The following is a 21,708-nucleotide window of genomic DNA, read 5'->3' as shown; positions in this document are numbered from 1 at the left end:
AAGTATTAAACATGATACAGCCTATTAAACATTTTGCAATCAATTGGGTGGATGGGATGAAAGTTTCCCAGAGGCACCTTAATGATCAGGATAATTTCTTAATTGATACCATCAGAGATTCCAATTCCCTTGGAATTACTACATATAACTACGGGCTTTTACCTATTTCCAACGAATTTACAGACCGTACCATTTTTGACGTTCACAACACGGCAACCAATGATGTACAGCTTGTAATCAAGCGTTGCAGCGCTGTGACAATGGCAGGGTACCGTATTGAACTGACAGACAGAAGAATCAGCGTGAAATCATTGGCAAAATCAATGAATGAAGAACAGGCTGATGGTGAATATTATATTTTGATCTCTGTAAATCCTTTTGATAAAGTACCTTTTGGAGATATTGATCCTGAGGAAATTCCGCCACGCCATCCAAGTGCACAGCCAAATCACCATATTGAACTTCTTCCTGTAACGTCTTTAAACAGCAGCTATTCAGGAGGAAATTATCTTATCATCGGTAAGGTAGATTTAAAAGGAAATATTGCTCAGGTGGATTCCAACTTTATTCCGCCTTGTACTTCTGTACAGAGTCATCCGGCTTTGGTAGACTATTACAGCAGCTATGCGAAGTCTATAGGAAATCTTCAGCAGTATGCTTTTAAAATCATTCAGAAAGCATCCCATAAAAATCAGAATACAGCATTGGCACAAAACGTTAAGTTTTTGTGTACTACCATGGTGAATACTTTCGGAGATATGTATTTCCAGTTCAGAAATATTACACCTTGGCAACCGCCAGTATTTTTAATTGAGTCTTTTGCGAGACTGGCACTTCATTTATACAATTCAACCCAGCTTCTTGTTCCTGCAGAATTGGAGGAAATGCTGAACTACAGTTTGGAATGGAGTGAGATTGCTCCTCATACCTTACTGAACCAGTTGTCTATTGTAGCAGAAACAAACTATGATCACCATAATTGTGGTGAACCATTGCTTTATATTCAACAGATGTTGAGAAGCCTTGAAATCATCTTCTCTAAACTGAGCGAGCTTGATTATATCGGTCAGAGAAAAGAAAATATCATCGTTAATGAGCAGGAAGTTTCTACCAACACGAATCCAAAAAGAGGTTGGAGCGTTTTAGATTAAAATCATTGAGTAAAAATAGAGTCCCGAATGAAAATTCGGGATTTTTTATAGACCTATTTAGAAAAAATTAAAAGTAAATTTGTTGTAAGGATTGATAAAAATGAATTTAGAGGTTATAAGACAGGATACTCCGGGATGTTCAGATAAGATATTTTTAAACAGTGCAGGGGCTTCATTAATGCCTAAATCCGTTGTGGAGACTACCATTAAGTTTTTATATGAAGAACAGGAATTGGGAGGATATGCAGCGGCGGTGCAAAACCCAGGTCTCATCAATCAGTTTTATGAAGAGACTGCAAAATTGATTAATACAAAACCTTCCCATATTGCATTTGTAAGCAGTTCTACAGATGGATATGCAAAAGCGTTATCCAGTATTGATTTTAAAGAAGGAGATTGTATCATCACCACCAATGATGATTATATATCTAATCAGATTGCTTTTATTTCTTTGCAGAAAAGGTATCAGATCGAAATCATCCGGGTTGCTAATCTTCCTGACCATGAATTGGATCTTGAAGATTTTGAAAATCTGATCAAAAAACATAATCCCAAATTAATTGCTGTTACTCACATTCCTACCAATTCCGGTTTAATTCAGAATGTAGAAGGAGTGGGGAAGTTATGTAAACAGTATGATGTTCTTTATCTTGTGGATGCTTGTCAGTCTGTAGGACAGATCGTGGTGGATGTAGAAAAAATCCATTGTGATTTTCTGACGGCAACCGGAAGGAAATTTATGCGGGGACCAAGAGGAACCGGATTTTTATACGTTTCAGATAAAGTATTAAACCAGAAAATGTATCCTCTGTTTTTAGATAGCTTTGGTGCTCTATGGATCGCATTTGATGATTTTCAGCTCAATGATACTGCTAAAAGATTTGAACTTTTTGAAAGACCTTATGCTGCTTTAGCTGGATTTGCAGAGGCTTTACGCTATGCCAATGCAATTGGAATGGATCAAATTGAGAATTACAACCGGAAATTGACCGATACTTTAAGAATTAATCTGCAGAATAATGGTTTCAGAGTTCTGGATAAAGGAAACAGATTAAGCAGTATTGTGACTTTTTGCCAGGCAGATGGAAAGGTTGAAAAGATTCATAAAGCTTTGAGTGATCATAAAGTGTTTTTTAAGGAAAACCGCAGACAGGATGCATTAATTGATTTTACCTCTAAAAATGTAGATCATGCGATCCGGTTATCTCCTCATTATTTCAATACAATGGAAGAAATTGAAAAAGTATCACAACTTTTAGAAAATATACACCATTAAAATGATGGTTTTAAAATCGGAGAGCCCTGGCATTCGCCAGGGCTCTTCAAATTTATTTTTTGTTCAGAAGATCAAGCGTATGTTCTACGTGTCCGCCTCCTTTCCATTCATCATGTCCAGGGATGATCAAGATCGCTTGTGAATATTTATTTTTCAGTTTTGTCATGGTTTGCGGCCATTGGGCAACGTTAGCTTCTCCCGTGTAGCCAAGATCAACGGCTGCTTTGCTCTTGACAAGACATCCTCCATCCAGTATTTTATATTTTGGAAACCAAACCACTACATTATCAGCAGTATGTCCTTCCCCAAGAAAGTCTACTATAAATTCTTCTCCCCCAATGCGGTAAGGTTTTCCTGTTTTAATAAGTTCAGTAGAAGTTGCCTTTCCATCTTTCTTCAAAAGCTCATTGGTTTTCGCTGTAGCGTAGGTTTTGATCCCTTTCTTATTATAAAAGCTTAAATCTCCGGCTCTGTCTTCATGCGAATGCGTAGCAAATACTGCAATAACAGGAAGGTTATGTCTTTTCTGAATAGTATCCAAAAGACTTTGATACTGTGTTTTCTGCCAAGGAACATCGAACAAAACAACCCCTTTTTTGGTCACCAGATAAACGGCATTGGTAGAATATTCTTTTCCTCCGAATACTCCAAAAGTTTTATAAATATAAAAATTGGGTTGAATCTGTGGTTCAATGACAAAGTCTCTTACCTGAGTGGTTTGAGCCGTTGCCAATGGACTTAGCAACATCGAAATAATAAAAAACGGAATGCTTTTTTTCATAATTTTTTAAAGTAATAATTAAAATGTTTGTATTTGCCGGAAAGACAAAGAATATGGAAAGTTTTGCAAACCTAGGTAAAAATAAAATTTCCGGTATTTAGGGAAGAGGAGTTTAACCGTTTTTTAACAATTATAGGGATATTTCCTTTTGAAGAAAAGATGTTTTTTCTCACAGCTGTAGTCCTATTCCCACTGTTTCAGATAACAAGTTTAAAATTAAATAACGCAACAATGTTGCAATATTGTTTTTTTTATTACTTTTGGCTTTTGTTAATAATCATTCTTTTAAAAGTTTAACGGATACAATAAAAAACCTTAATGTTATATGAAATTCAAATTGATGTTGTCAGCTTCTGCGATCTCTATTGCTACGATAGCCAGTGCTCAGGAATCAGAAGTGGTGGGGAAGGTACTTTTTGAAAATGGAGACAGTATACCTGCTGAAGTAATGCTGAGAGATACTCCGGGAAAAACGATGGTCAATAAAAACGGGGCTTATACAATCAAAAATCTGGCTTCCGGAAATTACAGACTTTTAGTAAAAGCCAAAGGCTATGAGATGTATGAACAGGAAATCACTGTTGATAAAAAAATGACACTGATTCCGGATATCGTGCTCCGCAATGCTCATAGCATAGATGAAATAGCCATAACAGGAGTTTCAAGAGAAACTTTGATTAAAGAGACGCCTGTTGCTATTCTTAGTATTTCTACCAGGCAAATAGAAAGAGCTGTGGCTACAAACATCATCAGTTCATTGGTGAAATCTGCTCCGGGATTAAGTGTGGTAGAAACAGGACCTAATATTTCAAAACCTTTTATCCGCGGACTAGGATATAATAGGGTACTGACTCTTTATGACGGTATACGTCAGGAAGGTCAGCAATGGGGAGATGAGCATGGTATAGAGGTCGCTCCATATATTGTAGAACGGGCAGAGGTGATCAAAGGGCCTGCTAGCCTGATGTTTGGTTCTGATGCTTTGGCAGGGGTAGTCAGTCTTTTTCCTTATATGCCTTCTCAGAATGATGGTATCGTACACGGCAAGATAACTAGTGAATATCAGGGAAATAACGATCTTATCGGTAACGGAATGCAGCTGGGCTATAAAAAGAATTCTTTCATAGCCTCTTTAAACGCTTCTTACAGAATGGCCAAAAACTATAGAAATGCTGTAGATGGACGGGTATACAACACCAATTTTGAAGAAAAAAACTTTTCTTTCCTTTTGGGGCGCAAAACATCAACCAGCTTTTCCAAAATCAATTTTACATTATATGACAATCTGCAGGGAATTCCTGATGGTAGCAGAGATCCAAAAACCGGAAAATTCACATATCAGATAGGTGAGGGAGATGATGATGATATAGAAAAAAGACCTGCTGTTTCAGAAAAAGATCTTAATTCATACAGACTTTCCCCTTTGCACCAGAGAATTCAGCATTACAGACTGTATGCTCAACATAATCAGCAGATCGGGAAAGGAGAGCTTGATGTACAGCTGGCTTTGCAACAGAATGTCCGCAGAGAATATAACCATCCTACAGCGCCTTCACAACCAGGGATGTACGTCCGACTAAATACTTTAAACTATGGATTACGCTACAATTTTCCTAAATTTTCTGCTCTCGAAATTTCCGCAGGGATTAATGGAATGATGCAGAATAATAAAAATGAATCGGCGACAGATTTTCCTATTCCCGATTACAATCTGAGTGAAGGTGGTGTTTATACCTATATCAAATGGAAATACAAAAGACTGAACATCAGTGGAGGAATCCGGTATGATATCCGGAAAATCGGATGGGATAACTTCTATATACAAACCAACCCTGTAACACAGTTTGAAGAACAGGCTGCTCAGCCATCATCGGATACCAGACTTGGCTTTGCGGCTTATCACAAAACATTCGGTGGTTTATCAGCTAGCATAGGATCAGCATTTCAACTGACGAAACATATCAGTCTTAAAGCTAATGTGGGAAGAAGCTACAGGGCTCCCAATATTACAGAAATTGGTTCGAACGGGCTGGATCCCGGAGCTCATATTATCTACAAAGGAAACAGAGATTTTGATCCCGAATTTTCATTACAGGAAGATCTTGGAATCAGTACCCGTTTCAAAGACTTTTCAGCGGAGGTAAGCTGGTTCAACAATAATATTCAGAATTATATTTATCTGTCATTACTTGTAGATTCACAGGGAAATCCTGTTGTAGATTCACAGGGAAACAAAACCTACCAATATCAGCAGGCTTCAGCGCAGCTTTATGGTATGGAAGCGTGGCTGTCCTTACATCCTGAGAAATGGAAAGGGTTTAATTTTGAAACCAGTTTATCTGTTATTTATGGGTTCAATCGTGATCAAAGATTTAAAAATAAAGAAACTCAGGGAGAATACTTACCGTTGATTTCTCCATTAAAACTATCCGGAAATCTGTCTCAGAAAATAGATGTAAGCTCAAAATTAATTTCATCGGTAACTCCCATCGCAGAAATGGAATTTTCAGCAGCTCAAAACAGATATTTGGGATTGGATAATACCGAAACTGCTACACGGGACTATACATTGTTCAATATCGGGACATCCGTAGAGCTTCATTATTCTGAAAGCCATTCTGCTGTATTGCAGTTTCAGGTCAATAATGTATTTGACCGCGCTTACCAGTCTCATCTCAGCAGGCTAAAGTATTTGGGAAATATCTATAATATGGGAAGAAATGTCTCTTTAAAACTAATTATTCCTTTTTAATCTTGATACTGAACTTCAGGAGCAGAGGTAAAAAATGTCTGCGCTTGATCTATCAGGTCAATTAAGTTGTTTATGATGCTTTTTGTAAAATGACAAACCTAGCAGGTTTTTAAAACCTGCTAGGTTTATTTAGGATAGAGCATTAAGTAAAGTTTCGCTGTAAGCTTAAAATCAGAATGATTTATCTTAACTATACTTTATTTCTTAAATCTTCCTTAATGGTTTAAATTTTTTGATGAATTAAAGCAAACCTCACAGGTTTTTAAAACCTGTGAGGTTTATTTTCTCAGTTTTAATGACTTATTTCTTTACGAGTATTTTCTCAGTCGCTTTTTTGCTTAAAATTTCTGTTTTGCCTTCAATTTCTATCGTCATAGATTTATCAAAACTTTCTATTTTTACAATTTTCACTTTTGTATTGAGCAGCAATTTTCTGTCGTTGAGATACGTCAGAAAAGCATCGTCGGAAAGGGTAACAGAAGCAAAAGTTACATTTTCTCCTGGTTCACAACTGCTTAATTTTTGTAGATCCTGGGCGATAATATTACCATCTTTATCAGGAATAGGTTCTCCATGAGGATCAAATTTAGGATGATCCAGAATTTCGTCCATTTTATCGAAGAAGATTTGAGAATGCACATGCTCAAGCTGTTCTGCAATTTCATGAACATTTTCCCAGCCGAAATTCATTTTCTTCACCAGGAACATTTCGGTAAGTCGGTGTTTACGAACGACCAGGGCAGCTTCACGTCTTCCGCTTTCTGTAACGATTAAGGGTTTGTAGGTTTCATAAATAACCCACTTTTTTTCCGCAAATTTCTTCATCATGTTATTGACACTCGGCATTTTTACATTTAAAAATTTGCTGAGCTCATTAATCGTAACCTTTCCTTCATTGTCAACTAAATGAAACAAAGCTTTCAGGTAATTCTCTTCTGTTAGGGTTGTTTTCAAAATGTTAGATGATTTTCAGTACAAATCTAACAAAATAAAATGAAAAGTTGACTCTTGTTATTTTAACTTTTTTTACTTTTACTCTATGAAATTTTCATTCAAAAACGATTATTCTGAAGGTTGCCATCCTAATATCTTACAGGCACTTTCACAGCATAATCTTGTACAGCAGGCTGGCTATGGAGAAGATGAGTATTCATTAAAAGCGAAAGCATTAATTAAAGAAAAAATCAACAACCCGGATTCGGAAGTTTTTTTGGTTTCAGGTGGAACACAGGCTAACTTAATTGTTATTTCTGCCATTCTAAAACCTTATCAGTGTGTTATCTCTGCTGCTCCCGGGCATATCCTGAATAATGAAACAGGAGCTATTGAAGCTACAGGCCATAAAATATTGAGCATTGAAACGGCAGATGGAAAAATAAAACCTTCAGATATTGTTCCAATTTTAGAGGGGCACAGTAATGTGCCACATCAGGTAATGCCCAAATTGGTTTATATTTCCAATTCTACAGAGCTGGGGACAATTTATCAGGCAAAAGAACTGGAAGAACTCTCCGCATTTTGTAAGGAAAATAAATTATATCTGTTTATGGATGGAGCAAGGCTTGGACATGGGCTGACAGCAGAGATCAGTGATCTGACCCTGGAAAAAGTAGCTGCTCTTACTGATGTTTTCTATCTTGGAGGAACTAAAAACGGAGCTTTGATTGGAGAGGCAATTGTAATAAATAATCCTGTGCTACAGGAAGATTTTGCTTTTAATATCAAACAGAAAGGAGCGTTACTGGCAAAAGGAAGGCTGTTGGGAATTCAGTTTATGGAACTGATGAAAGACGATCTGTATTTTGATCTGGCGAAACATGCCAATCAACAGGCGATGAAAATTAAAAAGGCTTTGCAGGAAAAAGGAACTGCTTTTCTTTCCGATACCTATACCAACCAGATTTTCCCTATTCTCAATAACCAACTTATTGAGGTATTATCAGAAAATTTTGAATTCTATGTCTGGAAAAAAGTAGATGAAAATTTTTCAGCCATTCGTCTTATTACTTCATGGAGCACAGGAGATGAAGCTGTGAACCGCTTTATTGAAATTATTGAACAGAATTAGCATAAAAAAACAGCCTTGAAAAAAGGCTGTTTTTGTTTTATAACAGATTATTTTTTCAAAGCTTCACTTACGACCTTACAATCTGCAGGGCTTAGCTTCTGTCCGTCTTTATAGCTTATCTTTTTCTCATCAGCATATTTAGACTGCCCGTCTTCTTCTTTATGATCACCGATACCTTCCGTCAAAACATTATCCTTTTGAAGGAAGTAGATGTCTCTTTTGCTCTTTTTTCCTTCAGAGCTGAATTCATAAGTTAGTTTTAGAGTGTCTCCTGATTTAAAACCTGTTACATCTCCTTTTGAGCTGTCTTTTTCGCTGTTTTTATAAGATAATTTTCCGGTGATTGTTCCTAAATTGTCATCGATAGAAGCAAAAACACTGTCTTTTCCTGTAGCCCCGATATAACAGAACGATTTTGGCCCAAGAGTATCTATTACAGGTTCTTCCACAGCAATGGTATCTGCTTCCACTTTGGGAGCCGGTGCTTCAGTTTTCTTATTACAATTGATTAAAAAAGCTGATACAGCGCCCAATAACATTAATTTTTTCATATCCTTAATTGTTAAAAATCAAATTTACCTTCCAAAAATAACAATACTATTTATATATTAAAGAATATTGTTGATAAATAAGAATAATTTTCAAAAGCCATTAAGCTGATCAATGTTTTTAGGCACGGAAAATGATTTACTCTTTAAAATTGATTTTAATGAAAAAGATTGCTAAAGTGCTGAGCTTAGGATTATTTATTTTAGGTGTATGTTTTGTGGAAGGACAAACTCCTCAGAATTATATTTATACTTCCTCGGGAGATCTGCATGGAATTGAAAAGATGATTACCCGTAAAGATATTGGCGGAGTACAGATTGTCTATAACTGGAAGGCTTTGGAAACATCAAAAGATGTATATGATTTTTCTGTTATTGAGAAAGATCTGAATTACCTGACGAGCCTCAACAAAAAACTATTTATCCAGCTTCAGGACAGATTTTTTGAGCCACAGGCAAAATATATTCCTGAGTATGTGTTGAAAGATCAAGAATACACAGGAGGATTGGTTCCTCAGTATGATAATCCGGGAGAAAATAAACCTGTTGGAAATGGTTGGGCTACCCAGCAATGGAATCCAGCGGTCCGAATGAGATTTCAGAAACTGATAGGAGAGCTGGCAAAGCAATTTGACGGAAAAATTCAAGGGATTAATCTTCCGGAAACAGCGATAGATATTGATATGAAAAAAGATAAAACAGGCTTTAGCTGCGACCGTTATTTTCAGGCCGAATTGGAAAATTTAAAATTTGCAAGAACTGCTTTCCACCAGTCTTACGTATTGCAATATGTCAATTTCTTTCCGTGTGAATGGGAAAATGATCACCAGTATATGTCCAGACTGTTCGATTTTGCTTATAAAAATAATATCGGATTGGGTGGACCTGATATTGTTCCGGATAAAAAAGCACAAATGAAAAATTCTTATCCTTTTTTTAATCAATACAAAGGAAAGCTTTCTCTGGTGGCCATGGCCGTTCAGGAGCCGACGCTGACTTATAAAAATCCGAAAACGAAGAAACCTTTTACCAAAGAAGAATTTACAGAATATGCTGAAAACTATCTTGGCGTTAACATTATTTTCTGGAGTGTGGAATCTCCCTGGTTGAGAGATCCCAGCTAACAATTTCCTTTATACTTTTAATACTCCTCTGAAGCCTCTTGCCGCATAATAAGAATCGGCACCGTTATGATAAGTAAATACGGTGTTATACCGTCTGTCGCAGAAAATAGCGCCTCCAAGTTCACGGATATGCGATGGTGTTTTGATCCAGCTTGAAGTCTTTTGGTCAAATTTTCCCAATTCCTGAAGCTGACGATATCCTTCCTCTGTCAAAAGTTCAATGCCCATTTCAGAAGCGGTATCAATCACATTGCTTTCCGGTTTGTTGGCCTTTCTGGCATCCCAGGCAGGATAATCATAGCATAAGCTTCGGCGTTTTGGACTTTCCGGAGAACAGTCAACGAAAGAGTATTCATCCGTTTTTTTATTATAATCTACCACGTCAGGTTCACCTTCTGTGGTTTCCATTTCGTATAAAGAGCGGATCTTTTCGGGATTGGCTTCCAGTTTTTGCTGGATTTTTTCCCATTTCAGGTCTTTATGACGGTTCATGTTTTTTTCGAAACGGGCTTTTAGGGTTTTCAAAAGCTCGTTGATTTGTTCCTGGGTCAGTTTATTTTTCATGTCAAATTTTATTTTGTTATGTTGATTGGTGTTGTTGGAAATCGCGAAGACGCAAATTTTATTAATAATGGCTTGTTTAAAGACGCAAGGATTTTATCTGCGATAAAATTTCTGACTGTTAATCTATAAAATAATTAATCAGTAATAGTAATTTTTCTTTCTGCTGGTCTGAAATACCAGGAAATAAGAACCAATACCAATAATAATACCGCTGGAAAAGTTCGTCCTGCCGTGTCACCAACGATAAGATGGGAAATGACAGCACCTGACATGACAAAGAAAAATCCAGCATACGCCCATTCTTTTAAAAGCAGGCGCTTAGGAATTAAGATGGCCATAACGCCCAGAATTTTCCATATTCCGATGATGGTCATCAGATAAGAAGGGTAGCCGAGATTGGTAAAATTGGCCAGTTCATCTTTGTTTTTCATCAGTTGGACAATGGCTGTTGAAACCATTCCCAAAGCCATCCAAAGGGTGAATATCCAATAGATGATTTTTGTTCTTTTTTGTGATGGTTGTGGTGTGTTCATGATTGTTTTTTATAGTTAGTCGTTTAATCCTATTCCGTCCATGATTTGTGGAATACATTTTTCAATGCGCGCTTCACGGGTTTTGGACTGTTTGGCAGAAGAAAAGTGGAGTAGGTAAGCTCTTTGTCTTCCGGGAGTTAATGCTTTAAAAGCGTCCTGTAATGCAGGATTTTGATCCAGTTTCTCTTGAAATTCTTCAGCCATTTCAAACTCTTTTGTTTTCTTCATTTCCACTTTAGCACCTGATTCTTCTATTTCAACGGCTTGAAACATATAAGAGCGAATAACTTCCTCTAAATCATTAATCTGTGCTACTTCGGTAAAACGAATCTGTCTTGCCGCCTGTACATTTTTAGACTGCTGAATAAGGATATTGTCCGGATCTTTCATCAAAGCTCCTTTAAAGAAGAGAAGCGCGCAATATTCTTTAAAACCGTGGATCAGGAAAATATTTTTCCCTTCATAGGTATAGCATGGGCAGCCCCATTTTAGATCTTCTACAAGCTCAGTACTAAGGGCAATCGCTCTTAACTTTTCAAATTCTTCCTGCCATTGTCCGGCATTTTCGAAGAAAAAATTAACTTTTGGATTCATGGTGTGGTATGTTTGAGGGTTATTTAGGTTAGAGGGTTTGAGAGTGTTAGAGTGGGAGAGTTTTGGGTTTCGGGATGTGAGATTCGGGGTGTTTAGGTTAGAGGGTTTGAGAGTGTTAGAGTGGGAGAGTTTTGGGTTTTGGGATTCGAGATGCGGGGTGTTTAGGTTAGAGGGTTTGAGAGTATTAGAGTGGGTGAGTTTTGCGTTTCGGGATGTGAGATTCGAGTTAATCAGGATAGTATATAAACCTCGAACCTCGTATCCCGTATCGTCTCTCATCTCTTCGTCTATTATCTCTTTCTCTCACCACCTAACAATTCCTGCAAACGATTATGCGCGATATTAATACCCTGTGCAAAAGGCATTTTCAGATGCTGATCTCTGAAGTCTACAGATTTATAAATGGTTTGGATGGTAATTTTGCTGGTAGTGTCCGTTAACTTTTCAAATTCTAAAAACTCGATCTGAGCCGGAAAAGGAGTGTTTTCCATCTGGAAAGTTCTTATAATTTTCTCATTCTGAACAATGTCATGAATAGTCCCATTAGCACTGAAAACCACATCACCCTGAGGATTTGAGGTTTCAAAACGGTAACTTCCATGTTGTTTATTTTCAAATTGGGTTACTTTCGTTCCCATCCATTGTTCGAACAGTTCAGCTTCTGTATACGCTTTGAAAAGAAGTTCTACAGGAAGGTCAAATTCTCTGATAATGAAGATTTCCTGTTTGCCGTCTTCTGCCTGGATTTTTGTTTTAAGTTCCATATTTTGGGTTTTCTTTAGTTTGAGGGTATTAGAGTTGGAGAGTTCAAGGGTTCGGGATGCGAGATCCGGGTTATTTTGTGTTAGAGTAGGAGAGTTCAAGGTTTAAAGTTTAATGTTGTTATCCTTTCACTGCTCATTGACGATTCACTTGCAAAGCAAAATTCACTATTGCTATTGATGTTCACAATTTAAACTTTGACATCCATTGTCTCTCATCTATTCGTCTTTCATCTTTTATCTCATATTATTTCTTACTCATGTTTTGGAAGGCCTTCATCACACTTTCCAGCTTGTTGAATTTCTCGTCCCACATGTTGCGGAAAGGTTCTATAAAATCGGCTATTTCTTTCATTTTATTGGGATTTAGGTGATAGATAATTTCTCTACCGTTTTGTTCAGATCGCAGCAGTTCACATTCTGTAAGGATCTGGAGATGTTTTGAAACAGTGGGGCGTGCCGTATCAAAATTGGAGGCAATGGCTCCAGCTGTCATCGACTGTGTCGCTACCAATATCAATATAGATCGTCTTGTAGGATCTGCTATCGCCTGAAATACATCTCTTCTTAAATTCATCGTGTAGTTATTTGACTACAAATATATGTGTAGTTATTTAGCTACGCAAATATTTTGTAATAAATTTTTGATTATAATGAAAAAAGCTCAACAATATAATGGAATACATTGCTGAGCTTTGAATTTTTAAATTAAGATAGGGAAGTATGCTTAAGATCTTACTTCCAGATCTTCAACTATATGTATAGCTTCCTGCAGATAGAGGTCTTTTTGCAGATTTTTAATCCATACCTCCGATTTATTTTTGAATGCGGCATCATTTTTCTCTCTTTCAATATCCTTTGGATACATGGTAAATGTAAGACCGCTTTCTAATGTTTTTAATCCTTTGAATTTATCATCCTGAGTTTTTCTCTGCTTCATCAGATCGCTGTATTTTTGAATGCTCAAAGGCACTGTTTTTTCCTTACCCAGATTTTCTTTCCATTGAGCGTATTCAAGTAATAGCTTATAATTATCGTTTTTAGCAATTCTCTCTGCACTTACTTTCTGCAAAGCCTGAATATTGAAAGAGTTTTGTCTGTTGAAATTTGTTCCCTGTATTTTATCCCAGGCTAATGCATAGTCATCATATTTTTCACCAATGTCTGCATAAGAAAATACATCTTTCATCTGGATATCTGAGCTTACTCCTTTTCTCTGGGTAGACTCTCCGGTGATTCTATAATATTTCTGAATGGTTAGCTTTATGGAACCAAAATCTTCCTCCGTATTTAAAAACCTGTTCAAATCTACAAATACCTGCACTGTTCCTTTTCCATACGAAACAGGAGAGCCCATGATAACTGCTCTTCCGTAATCCTGCATCACACCGGCTAAAATTTCTGCCGCAGAAGCAGACAATTCATTCTGCAGAATCACAAGTGGACCCTTCCAGATGGGAGCCTCATTTTTATTTTTTAAAGTGGTAATCTTTCCATTTCCGTCCTTCACCTGCACATAAGGGCCTGCATCCATGAAAAGCCCCATAATATCACCAACTTCAGATAAAGAACCGCCAGAGTTCCCTCTAAGATCTAAAACAATTCCCTGGATATTTTGTTCTTTAAGCTTGATGATTTCTTTTTTAATATCATCAGAAGCATTTCTGCCGTCCTTATCTTCAAAATCAGCATTGAATTTAGGTAAATTAATAAGTCCGTATTTTTTATCGGATGCGTTGATAATAATACTTTTAGCAAAAGTATCTTCAATCGATATTTCTTCACGGATTATGGTTACATCCTGAATCGTTCCGTCTTTTTTCTGTACGGTTAAAGTGATTGGCGTTCCTTTTTCACCTCTGATTAATTTGATGGCTTCGCTGGAAAGCATATCCACAACGTTTACAGGATCAGTATCGGGAGTAGATTTTATTTTTAAGATCTTATCTCCTTCAGTCAGCTGTTTGGTCTTCCATGCCGGAGCTCCAATGGATAACGTACCGATATAGAGGTTTCCTTTCTTCTCCTGAATCACGGCACCTATCCCGATGATTTTTCCTTTGAAATCCATATCAAAATCTTTCTTTCCCTGCGGCGAATAATAATTGGTATGCGGATCAAAAATATGGGTATAAGCATTGATGTATACGGTAAACCAATCCATTTTTTGCCTTTTTCGGAATCTGATAAATTTTTCTTCCAGAAGATCTTTAACATTTTCTGTCGCTTTTTTTATCTTTTCGTCCTGGCTCAGTACTTCAGGCTTACTGTTGTTTTCTTTATTATCAGAATCTTTCTTCTTCTTTTCTTCGCTTTTCCTGTTCAAGGATTCTATTTCCTGTAGAATATTGTATTTCACATATTTCCTCCATTCATTATACTGCTGCTGCTTATTGGCAGGTGCATTTTTCAGTTTGGGCTCTAAAGTCAGTATTTCATCCTCTTCCAGATTGATAGGTTTACTGAAAATGTCTTTGGTCATTTTATCAATTTCATCAATCCTTTGATACAATTTATCGACTGTCAGCTTATAAAAAGTCAAATCTCCGGTGCCCAGATAATCGTCCAGTTTGGTTTCATATTTACGAAACTCATCCATATCAGATTGTAGGAAATAGGTTTTTGTAGGATCTATTGATTCAAAATACTGCTTATACACTTCTTTTGAATACGCATCATTAATAGGTTTGGGGCTGTAATGCAGATAAGACAAAATATTCTTTGTATTGACCATGATGATCTGCATCTTTTCTTCTTCATTAAGGGGAGGACGGAAACCGAACACGAAAAATGTAAGCGGAAGAAGAAGTAATAAACGAACGGTTCTAAAATTTTTCAACATATCTCTGATTGTGCTTTTAATTGAAAACTATGCTTGTTTTGTTGCTATTAATTGATCTATTTTCAATTTAATGATTGAAAATAGTAGTAAACAAGAGTTTTCAATATGCTTTTATAAAATCATGTGAATGTATGAAAAATATTGATAATAAGTAGTTGTGGAGTGGGATTTTAAGATAAGTTTAAGGTTTGGAGATCTATACTGTCAATAAATGTCATCTTAAAATTTTTTTAATATTAAATAAGATTTTAAGTCGTTCAGGAAATGTTAATTGTAGTATGTTAATTATAGGCTTATCTAAATTTTTAGCAAAAACTTTAATCTGAAATTTTATTAATATTTCTGTTCTCGAAAATAATACAACTCGGATAGGTACTGATAGAATTTCTGTCGGAAGATGATGTTTTACATGCTTTAATTCATTATTTATAATATATTCTTCATCTTTAGATTTAACAGATGGATAGTTTATTTCTTCCCATGTTGCAACTCTTGGTATATTTTTTATAAGCGGATGATTTTTTTTTGACTTAACATATATATCGTCTCTAATCAAGAATTGATCTGTTTTCTTTACAGTTATTTCAATAGAAACATCTTCTAAAAATTCTGTACTTTTATTATGTATGTAGAAATTAATTTTATATGCATTTTGCTCAAAAATGTAGTAATTGTCTTCCTCTTCATAGTCTTTCATTACGTTATTAAGATTTAATCGCAAATCGTCAAGACTTCGATTTTCGTATGGTACAAAGCTAAATGGGTTATATGAAGAAATTGTAAAATTTTTCAATGGAGAATTTGATTCTTCTTTTTTTTTAATAACTGATTCTATTTCCCTTTTTTTTAGAGTTGAAGGTAATTCAAATTCATTTCTTTGAGTAATTAGAGTAGCAATACTTTCTTTTTCGCTAAAGGAAATAAGTATATTATCAGAAATATCAGATTTATTTCGTGTACTTTCATAATAGTCAATATCTTTTCTGGCTAGTCTTGTCTGATGCGATCCTCTTCTAATAAATGAATCTCCTAAATTTAATTTTCCAAGAGCTTTTTTCATCATATAAGGGGGATTGGAACATTCTAATATCTGAAAAATGCCAAAAATTTTATTTTCATATTTATATGGAAAATATTTAAATGATAAGTGAGGTTCAATATTTGAGTCGACTAATTGTTGATAGGAGGCATCGTCAATAAAATTTTCATCAATTCCTAATAGGTCTCTTTCACCGTTTGAGTAATGTTTTACTCCTATAATTATAAATTTTTGATTTTTAGTTATAGCATTTGCTAATGATATAATGTCTTTTAAAAAATTCTCGTTATTATCTTTTTTATATTGTATAGCTTTGAAATCTAAAGCTGTATTCTCATTTTCATATTGTATTAAATTTGAAAGATCGGTCATCTTTTATTATTTCTTTTCAATTAATCTCTCCAATTTCTCAATCATTTCCTTCTGCTGCTGAAGCATACGCTCATAAAGCTCCACCATTTTATCAAGAGGATTAAAAGTGGGTTGTACATTTATAGCATTTAAAGTTGATGTATCGTTGCTTGTGAAGGTGTTAGAAATAATATTCACCGCTTGTTCCTCATCAAAATTCTCAATCGCTTCTGCAGGAACTTTCAAGATTTGAGCTACCTGCGCCAGAATCTCAGATTCTACGGTTTCTTTTTGCTCTAAAAGCGAGATTTTCTTCTGGTTCCAGTCGTCGCCCAGTTCAAAAGCCAATGCTTCCTGTTTGATTCCCAGCATTTCGCGGAAACGCTTTATATTTCTATCTTGGTGTATTTTTTTATTTTGCATATCTGTGTAACTCATAATAACAAATATAAAGCTTTAGATCAAAAAAATAAAGCGCTGTTTTAAAATAAATACTATTCTAAAATATCCCTGTTTCAGAATAAAATATCCTTTCCTCAGATGGTTTATCCTTCTTATTATACCTTCATTTGTAGAAAAATAACACATATGAAAAGAAAAAGAAGAATGAACAGCAGCAAATATAATGAACTGAACAATCGTTACCTTACGGTTTTCCTCAAATCGTTTTCAAGAGCGTATGGCAAAATAGTATACTTCCCCGAAATAAGAATAGCAGGGAAGTGGGTACAGCAATGTGGTTTTAAGGCGGGAGATAAAATATTGGTTACGGTGAGCAGAAACCAGATTATCCTGGAAAGGGAAGTGGATTTTGAAGGATCAGTATGATTTTTTTGATGGTTTCTCGCAGATTTTGGAGATATCGCAGATGCTTTTAGAATTATAATCTGCGATATCTGCGGGAGATTTTATTATTATTGAATTAAACGCAAAGTTTTCAATTGAAGGATTTTGTATTTTAAGGAGGCTAAGGATGGGCAAGTGAACTTGCCTGATGAAGCGGATGATAGTTTCTCGCAGATTTTGGAGATTACGCAGATCTTTTTTAGAGTTATAATCTGCGATATCTGCTTGATCTGCGGGATATTTTATTATTATTGAATTAAACGCAAAGTTTTCAATTGAAGGATTTTATACTTTAAGGAGGCTAAGGATGGGCAAGTGAACTTGCCTGATGAAGCGAAAGATAGTTTCTCGCAGATTTTGGAGATTATGCAGATCTTTTTAGAGTTATAATCTGTGATATCTGTTTGATCTGCGGGAGATTATTTTTTTAAACCATTTAAGGAGGGCTTAAGGTTTTAAGTAAAGTTAAGATTCAAATAAATTTGAATGAAGGGTTGTGTTTCAAGAATGTCTTTAGATATTCACTTAATATTCTTAATAACTTATCTATTCTTAATGGTTTAAGAATTTATCAATGGCTAGTTTCTTATGATATTTTATTTATTTTATAAAAATACCGATATATTTTCCATTGTATTCGACAACAGAAGTATCTATATTTTTTTTGATACAAAAATCCTGATAAGCAGAATTGTCACCAATATCATCACTAATAAAGACGGCACCAGGCTTCAGTCTTTTATAAATCTGATGGTAAGCCCACATTCTTCCGTGGTAACTTTTGTCAGAATCATAGTGGAATACATCAAAAGAGGAAACTTTTTTAAAAATTTTAGGTAATGATTCTCTGTCTGCAAAACGGAATAACTGCCAATATTTTTTAAGGTTTTCAGGAACAACATATCCTACATACTGATCGCCATCCTGAGCAAGATAAGGCATATCTGAGCTATAGAGTGTACCATTTCTTTTTTGAAGCGATAGTAATATGGCCAGAGAAGACCATCCATAAGCCACACCTGTTTCCAGAACGTTTTGTGCTTTGGTAAATTCGCAGGCGTAATAAATGAGCTCCAGAGCACCAGGTCCACCCATTGTAATAGGACATTCTTTTTCTTTTAAGCTGGCTTTTTCCAGGATATCAGCATAGGTAGATCTGAAATGATCTGTATTCATAGAGAAAAGTCTGGAAACAGCTTCTTTTTGGGAAACTGCTATGGAGGCAGCCCAGGAATTTGTTTTTGCTTTTCCTTTGAACGGACTTCTTCTGCTTACCGTATTTTTAATGATTTTTCTGCCCAGTTCAGGATAAAGAGCAGGTCTTTTAAGATAAGCTACAAATGTTTTGAGAACTGTTGACATTTCATTGATTGTATTAAAGTTACAAGACAAATGTATCCTATTAAAAACCATATTACATTGAGGCAATATTAATTTTGAGAGTAAATCTGTTTAAGATTTTTTAATAAATGGAGTCCGGTAATTAATCAGTGAAATATCTTATTTTGATATAAAGGTGAAATTTTAAAGCATTGATTTGCTTTAATTTAGGAGGTTGGATAAGTCTGTGAGTGTGTCAGGTGAAGTGGCGGGAGAGTCGCTATCAGATTTTTGTGATTAGGCAGATGTTTAGATGATAATTTGTGGGATCAGTTTGATTCGCAAAAGATAAGATTCTCTGATTTCAGCTGTGTAAAGGAGAAATCATTTCTTTATATTGGAGGAAGAGTTTTTGTTTTTTTCTTTACAAAAATGTCTGTCCAAAAATATATGGAGTACGGTCATAAAAACGGCGATACTATTCTGCTTTTTCACTGGGTAGGTATTTGTTTTTTTCATTAACACACTAAAAAGTGTGTTGTTTGATGGTTGCAAATGTATAAAATAATTGTATAAACAGAAAGAAAAATGAGATGAAATTATTCTGTTCATTTTTAGAGGTCTGGTGCTGTGGAAAACTATACTCAGGAAATTGCCTTATCTTTGAGGTTTCTATGCCTTCCGGCATTAATCAATAGTATTCGAAAATGAAATTTTTATTAGACCTTTTATTCCGTGTTGTTCAGCTTTTTACAGAACCTTATTTTTTAGTATTTCTTGCAGTAGTTATCATTGCTTTGCTCAAAAGAAAAAACAAGTATAAGAATCTGAGAATAGGAGTTGGCTTTTTTGCCGTTTTAATGATCATTTTTATAGGAAATGGCTTTCTGGGAAAACTGACTTCCGGATATCTGCAGAAAAATTATGTGAGCACTGTTGTGACTAAAAATAAAGCTCCTCAAAATCCCGTTATTGTTGTATTAGGCGGTGGAGTTGTAGATTTTGAACACACAGAAAAGCTGCACACCATGTCTTATTCCAGAATGGTAACGGCTTATCAGCTGTACCATGAATACAAGACCCATAATCTACCTTGTAAAATACTGATTTCCGGAAAAGGTAGAGGACACAAAAGTGAAGCAGAATTATTCAGTGAAAATTTTAAAAGAATGGGAGTATCAGATGCTGATATCATTAAAGAAGATAAAAGCATGAATACGTATCAAAATGCAAAATATTCCAGCAAGATCTTGCAACAGATGGCGCCTTCTGATGTATACCTGGTTACTTCCGGGTTTCATATGAAAAGGTCTATGGCTTTGTTTCAGACATTTGGATTAAATCCTGTTCCACAGGCCTCAGATTTTATAGATACTGAAATTACTGTATTTCCTAACAGTTATAATGCGGCATTTACTTTTGTGATGCTCAAAGAAGTGTTGGGAATATGGCAGGTACAGCTGTATAATAGCTTGGGATTGAATGGATAGTTATTTAAAACTATTATATAAAAACCGGACACTTAAGTTATTTTAAGTGTCCGGTTTTGGTTTAAAAAGCTTTGATTTTTATTTTGTTTTCTTAATAGAAATTACCGTCTGCAAAACCACAGAAGCAATAATAAACACCAATCCTATATAAAACGAAAGATTGACTTCTTTACTTTCTCCGAAAAATAAGAACGCCATAATAATAGCATACACAGGTTCCAGATTGTATGTTAAATTGACGGTAAATGCAGGAATTTTCTTCAAAACCTCTGCAAACATCACATATAAGCCAACGGTACAAAAAAGCGATAAAACGCCCAAATAAGCCGTGTTTTTTAAGTCAGGAACTATGCTATCTGACTGAAAATAGAGGAGATATATGGGCAAAAACGCTCCCCAGCATAAAGTACCGGCAATCATCTGATAATAGTTGATGATTTTGGTATCAAAATGACTCACCAGACGTTTGTTATAAATCGTATACAAAGCCCCGAATGCAGATGAAAAGACACCTAATATAATCCCAAGTTGATAGGAAGTATCAAAATGAAATATTAAACTGATCCCTATAATGGTCAGTGTACTGAGAAGCAATTCTGAAAGTTTGAATTTCTCCTTATCAAGAATAGGTTTGAATACCGCGGTGAAAAAACTTGTCAGGCAGTAGCATACTACACCAATGGATATATTCGCATATTTTATACTGGCATAAAATAACAGCCAATGTAAGGTAAGCAGTAATCCTGCCTTTGAGATCTGAATTTTTCCCCGGAAAGGAATATCCGTTGGGATTTTCAAGAGTTTGACAATAAAGAACAAAATAATAGAGGAGAAGAGGAGTCTGTACCAGACCAGCAAACCTTCGTTAAGAGTGATCAATTTCCCGAATACACCTGTAAATCCGGCCAGAATTACGGCCAGATGTAATAATAAATATGATTTTTTCATTAGAGAATGAACTGTAAAATTGGAATTAATATTTTTGTTAGAATGTGAAGCACGACAAACACTATCATTAATAAATTAACGACATGAGTACACTTCAAATTAAATTGAAAATATTAAGGTGCCGGAGGAGGCAGACAGTTCGAGCGGTTCATATTGATCTGTTGAATGTCAAATATAGGGAAAAATATTTTGAAAATCTACATAAAAAATACATTGAACTTGTGTCCATCAGGATCTGCAAACACAAAACCGTAGTAATTTTCTCCAAAGCTCTCAGGCTCTGAAACAATGGTTCCTCCGGCATTTCTTACTTCTTCAGCCCATTCATCCACCTGATTTTTGCTTTCTGCAGAAAGGGTGAATATAATTTCGTTGGAGCTTTGAGGATCTCCAAATTTCATGCTTTTCAGGTTATTTTCTATGACATTTTTTAAGAAAAAGTGAACAATCAATTCATTTCCAGCCATAAAAAAACTTACCAGCTCATTGGAACTATGAGGATTATTGGGTTTGAATCCCAGCTCAGTATAGAACTTCTGTGTGCGTTCAAGGTCGGTTACGGCCAGATTGACCCATATCATTTTAGGTTTCATACTATTTTATTTTTTGGTTAGGATAAAGGTATTCTGTTTTTACAGAATAAAAACTGCCATGTGGCAAGATTTTGTATTTTTAAGATTAATATGAGACTTTGAATGGCTTCAATTTAACATAATATAT

The 21,708-nt window shown here is 35.4% G+C and carries 21 protein-coding genes; 7 read left to right on the top strand and 14 right to left on the bottom strand.

From position 1 onward, the window contains the following. Positions 1–11: 11 nt before the first annotated feature. Together ACMA47_RS13480 and ACMA47_RS13475 are read left to right on the top strand one after the other, a co-directional pair. Complete coding sequence (locus tag ACMA47_RS13480) at positions 12–1,151, top strand: hypothetical protein (protein WP_034697821.1); 1,140 nt, start codon at positions 12–14, stop codon at positions 1,149–1,151. Between the two features lie 100 nt (positions 1,152–1,251). Further along, positions 1,252–2,427, top strand: coding sequence for an aminotransferase class V-fold PLP-dependent enzyme (locus ACMA47_RS13475; RefSeq protein WP_413930184.1), 1,176 nt, complete (start codon positions 1,252–1,254; stop codon positions 2,425–2,427). A gap of 52 nt (positions 2,428–2,479) precedes the next feature. On the opposite strand, the gene blaIND is transcribed toward ACMA47_RS13475, so the two are convergent. Continuing rightward, complete coding sequence (gene blaIND, locus ACMA47_RS13470; RefSeq protein WP_413930183.1) at positions 2,480–3,208, bottom strand: IND family subclass B1 metallo-beta-lactamase; 729 nt, start codon at positions 3,206–3,208, stop codon at positions 2,480–2,482. Between the two features lie 325 nt (positions 3,209–3,533). Between blaIND and ACMA47_RS13465 the strand changes: the two genes are divergently transcribed. Next, entirely contained in the window at positions 3,534–5,960 is a 2,427-nt protein-coding gene (locus tag ACMA47_RS13465; protein ID WP_413930182.1) for a TonB-dependent receptor, read from the top strand. A gap of 300 nt (positions 5,961–6,260) precedes the next feature. Here the strand turns inward: ACMA47_RS13465 and ACMA47_RS13460 are convergent, their stop codons facing one another. Further along, complete coding sequence (locus ACMA47_RS13460) at positions 6,261–6,914, bottom strand: metal-dependent transcriptional regulator (protein ID WP_034697829.1); 654 nt, start codon at positions 6,912–6,914, stop codon at positions 6,261–6,263. A gap of 85 nt (positions 6,915–6,999) precedes the next feature. Between ACMA47_RS13460 and ACMA47_RS13455 the strand changes: the two genes are divergently transcribed. Further along, entirely contained in the window at positions 7,000–8,028 is a 1,029-nt protein-coding gene (locus ACMA47_RS13455) for a threonine aldolase family protein (RefSeq protein ID WP_413930181.1), read from the top strand. A gap of 47 nt (positions 8,029–8,075) precedes the next feature. On the opposite strand, the gene ACMA47_RS13450 is transcribed toward ACMA47_RS13455, so the two are convergent. Next, the gene (locus ACMA47_RS13450; protein ID WP_413930180.1) at positions 8,076–8,579 is read right to left on the bottom strand and encodes a hypothetical protein; all 504 of its coding nucleotides are present in this window, start codon (positions 8,577–8,579) and stop codon (positions 8,076–8,078) included. Positions 8,580–8,737: 158 nt separating this feature from the next. On the opposite strand from ACMA47_RS13450, the gene ACMA47_RS13445 reads away from it, so the two are divergent. Next, complete coding sequence (locus ACMA47_RS13445; RefSeq protein WP_413930179.1) at positions 8,738–9,700, top strand: hypothetical protein; 963 nt, start codon at positions 8,738–8,740, stop codon at positions 9,698–9,700. A 9-nt stretch (positions 9,701–9,709) separates the two neighbouring features. Here the strand turns inward: ACMA47_RS13445 and ACMA47_RS13440 are convergent, their stop codons facing one another. The 8 genes from ACMA47_RS13440 to ACMA47_RS13405 form a co-directional block, all read right to left on the bottom strand. After that, positions 9,710–10,264 (bottom strand): DUF4256 domain-containing protein, encoded by a 555-nt coding sequence (locus tag ACMA47_RS13440; protein WP_413930178.1) that lies wholly within the window; start codon positions 10,262–10,264, stop codon positions 9,710–9,712. Positions 10,265–10,398: 134 nt separating this feature from the next. Beyond that, complete coding sequence (locus tag ACMA47_RS13435; protein WP_413930177.1) at positions 10,399–10,797, bottom strand: DoxX family protein; 399 nt, start codon at positions 10,795–10,797, stop codon at positions 10,399–10,401. A gap of 15 nt (positions 10,798–10,812) precedes the next feature. Continuing rightward, positions 10,813–11,391: a YdeI/OmpD-associated family protein gene (locus ACMA47_RS13430; RefSeq protein ID WP_413930176.1), complete on the bottom strand. Its 579-nt coding sequence runs from the start codon at positions 11,389–11,391 to the stop codon at positions 10,813–10,815. Positions 11,392–11,681: 290 nt separating this feature from the next. Continuing rightward, positions 11,682–12,155 (bottom strand): SRPBCC domain-containing protein, encoded by a 474-nt coding sequence (locus ACMA47_RS13425; RefSeq protein WP_413930175.1) that lies wholly within the window; start codon positions 12,153–12,155, stop codon positions 11,682–11,684. A gap of 244 nt (positions 12,156–12,399) precedes the next feature. Next, positions 12,400–12,729 carry an ArsR/SmtB family transcription factor gene (locus ACMA47_RS13420; RefSeq protein ID WP_413930174.1) on the bottom strand — a complete coding sequence of 110 codons (330 nt, stop codon included), beginning with the start codon at positions 12,727–12,729 and terminating at the stop codon, positions 12,400–12,402. A 150-nt stretch (positions 12,730–12,879) separates the two neighbouring features. Further along, positions 12,880–14,994, bottom strand: a complete 2,115-nt coding sequence (locus ACMA47_RS13415) for a carboxy terminal-processing peptidase (RefSeq protein WP_413930173.1) — start codon at positions 14,992–14,994, stop codon at positions 12,880–12,882. Between the two features lie 214 nt (positions 14,995–15,208). Then, positions 15,209–16,405, bottom strand: a complete 1,197-nt coding sequence (locus tag ACMA47_RS13410) for a helix-turn-helix domain-containing protein (RefSeq protein WP_413930172.1) — start codon at positions 16,403–16,405, stop codon at positions 15,209–15,211. Between the two features lie 6 nt (positions 16,406–16,411). Then, positions 16,412–16,822 carry an XRE family transcriptional regulator gene (locus tag ACMA47_RS13405; protein ID WP_413930171.1) on the bottom strand — a complete coding sequence of 137 codons (411 nt, stop codon included), beginning with the start codon at positions 16,820–16,822 and terminating at the stop codon, positions 16,412–16,414. A 150-nt stretch (positions 16,823–16,972) separates the two neighbouring features. Between ACMA47_RS13405 and ACMA47_RS13400 the strand changes: the two genes are divergently transcribed. After that, positions 16,973–17,212 (top strand): SymE family type I addiction module toxin, encoded by a 240-nt coding sequence (locus tag ACMA47_RS13400; protein ID WP_413930170.1) that lies wholly within the window; start codon positions 16,973–16,975, stop codon positions 17,210–17,212. A gap of 618 nt (positions 17,213–17,830) precedes the next feature. Here the strand turns inward: ACMA47_RS13400 and ACMA47_RS13395 are convergent. After that, positions 17,831–18,592, bottom strand: coding sequence for an O-methyltransferase (locus tag ACMA47_RS13395; protein WP_413930169.1), 762 nt, complete (start codon positions 18,590–18,592; stop codon positions 17,831–17,833). A 665-nt stretch (positions 18,593–19,257) separates the two neighbouring features. Here ACMA47_RS13395 and ACMA47_RS13390 point away from each other — a divergent pair. Continuing rightward, positions 19,258–20,040, top strand: coding sequence for a YdcF family protein (locus ACMA47_RS13390; protein WP_413930168.1), 783 nt, complete (start codon positions 19,258–19,260; stop codon positions 20,038–20,040). Positions 20,041–20,118: 78 nt separating this feature from the next. Here ACMA47_RS13390 and ACMA47_RS13385 read toward each other — a convergent pair whose 3' ends face one another. Together ACMA47_RS13385 and ACMA47_RS13380 are read right to left on the bottom strand one after the other, a co-directional pair. Continuing rightward, entirely contained in the window at positions 20,119–20,988 is an 870-nt protein-coding gene (locus ACMA47_RS13385) for a DMT family transporter (RefSeq protein WP_413930167.1), read from the bottom strand. A 197-nt stretch (positions 20,989–21,185) separates the two neighbouring features. Next, positions 21,186–21,581, bottom strand: coding sequence for a VOC family protein (locus ACMA47_RS13380; RefSeq protein WP_413930166.1), 396 nt, complete (start codon positions 21,579–21,581; stop codon positions 21,186–21,188). Between the last annotated feature and the right edge of the window lie 127 nt (positions 21,582–21,708).

The organism is Chryseobacterium sp. T20, assembly GCF_047345655.1.
Classification (GTDB): Bacteria; Bacteroidota; Bacteroidia; order Flavobacteriales; family Weeksellaceae; genus Chryseobacterium.
The sequence above is the reverse complement of the archived record's forward strand: the minus strand, read 5'-3'. Positions and strand labels throughout refer to the sequence as shown.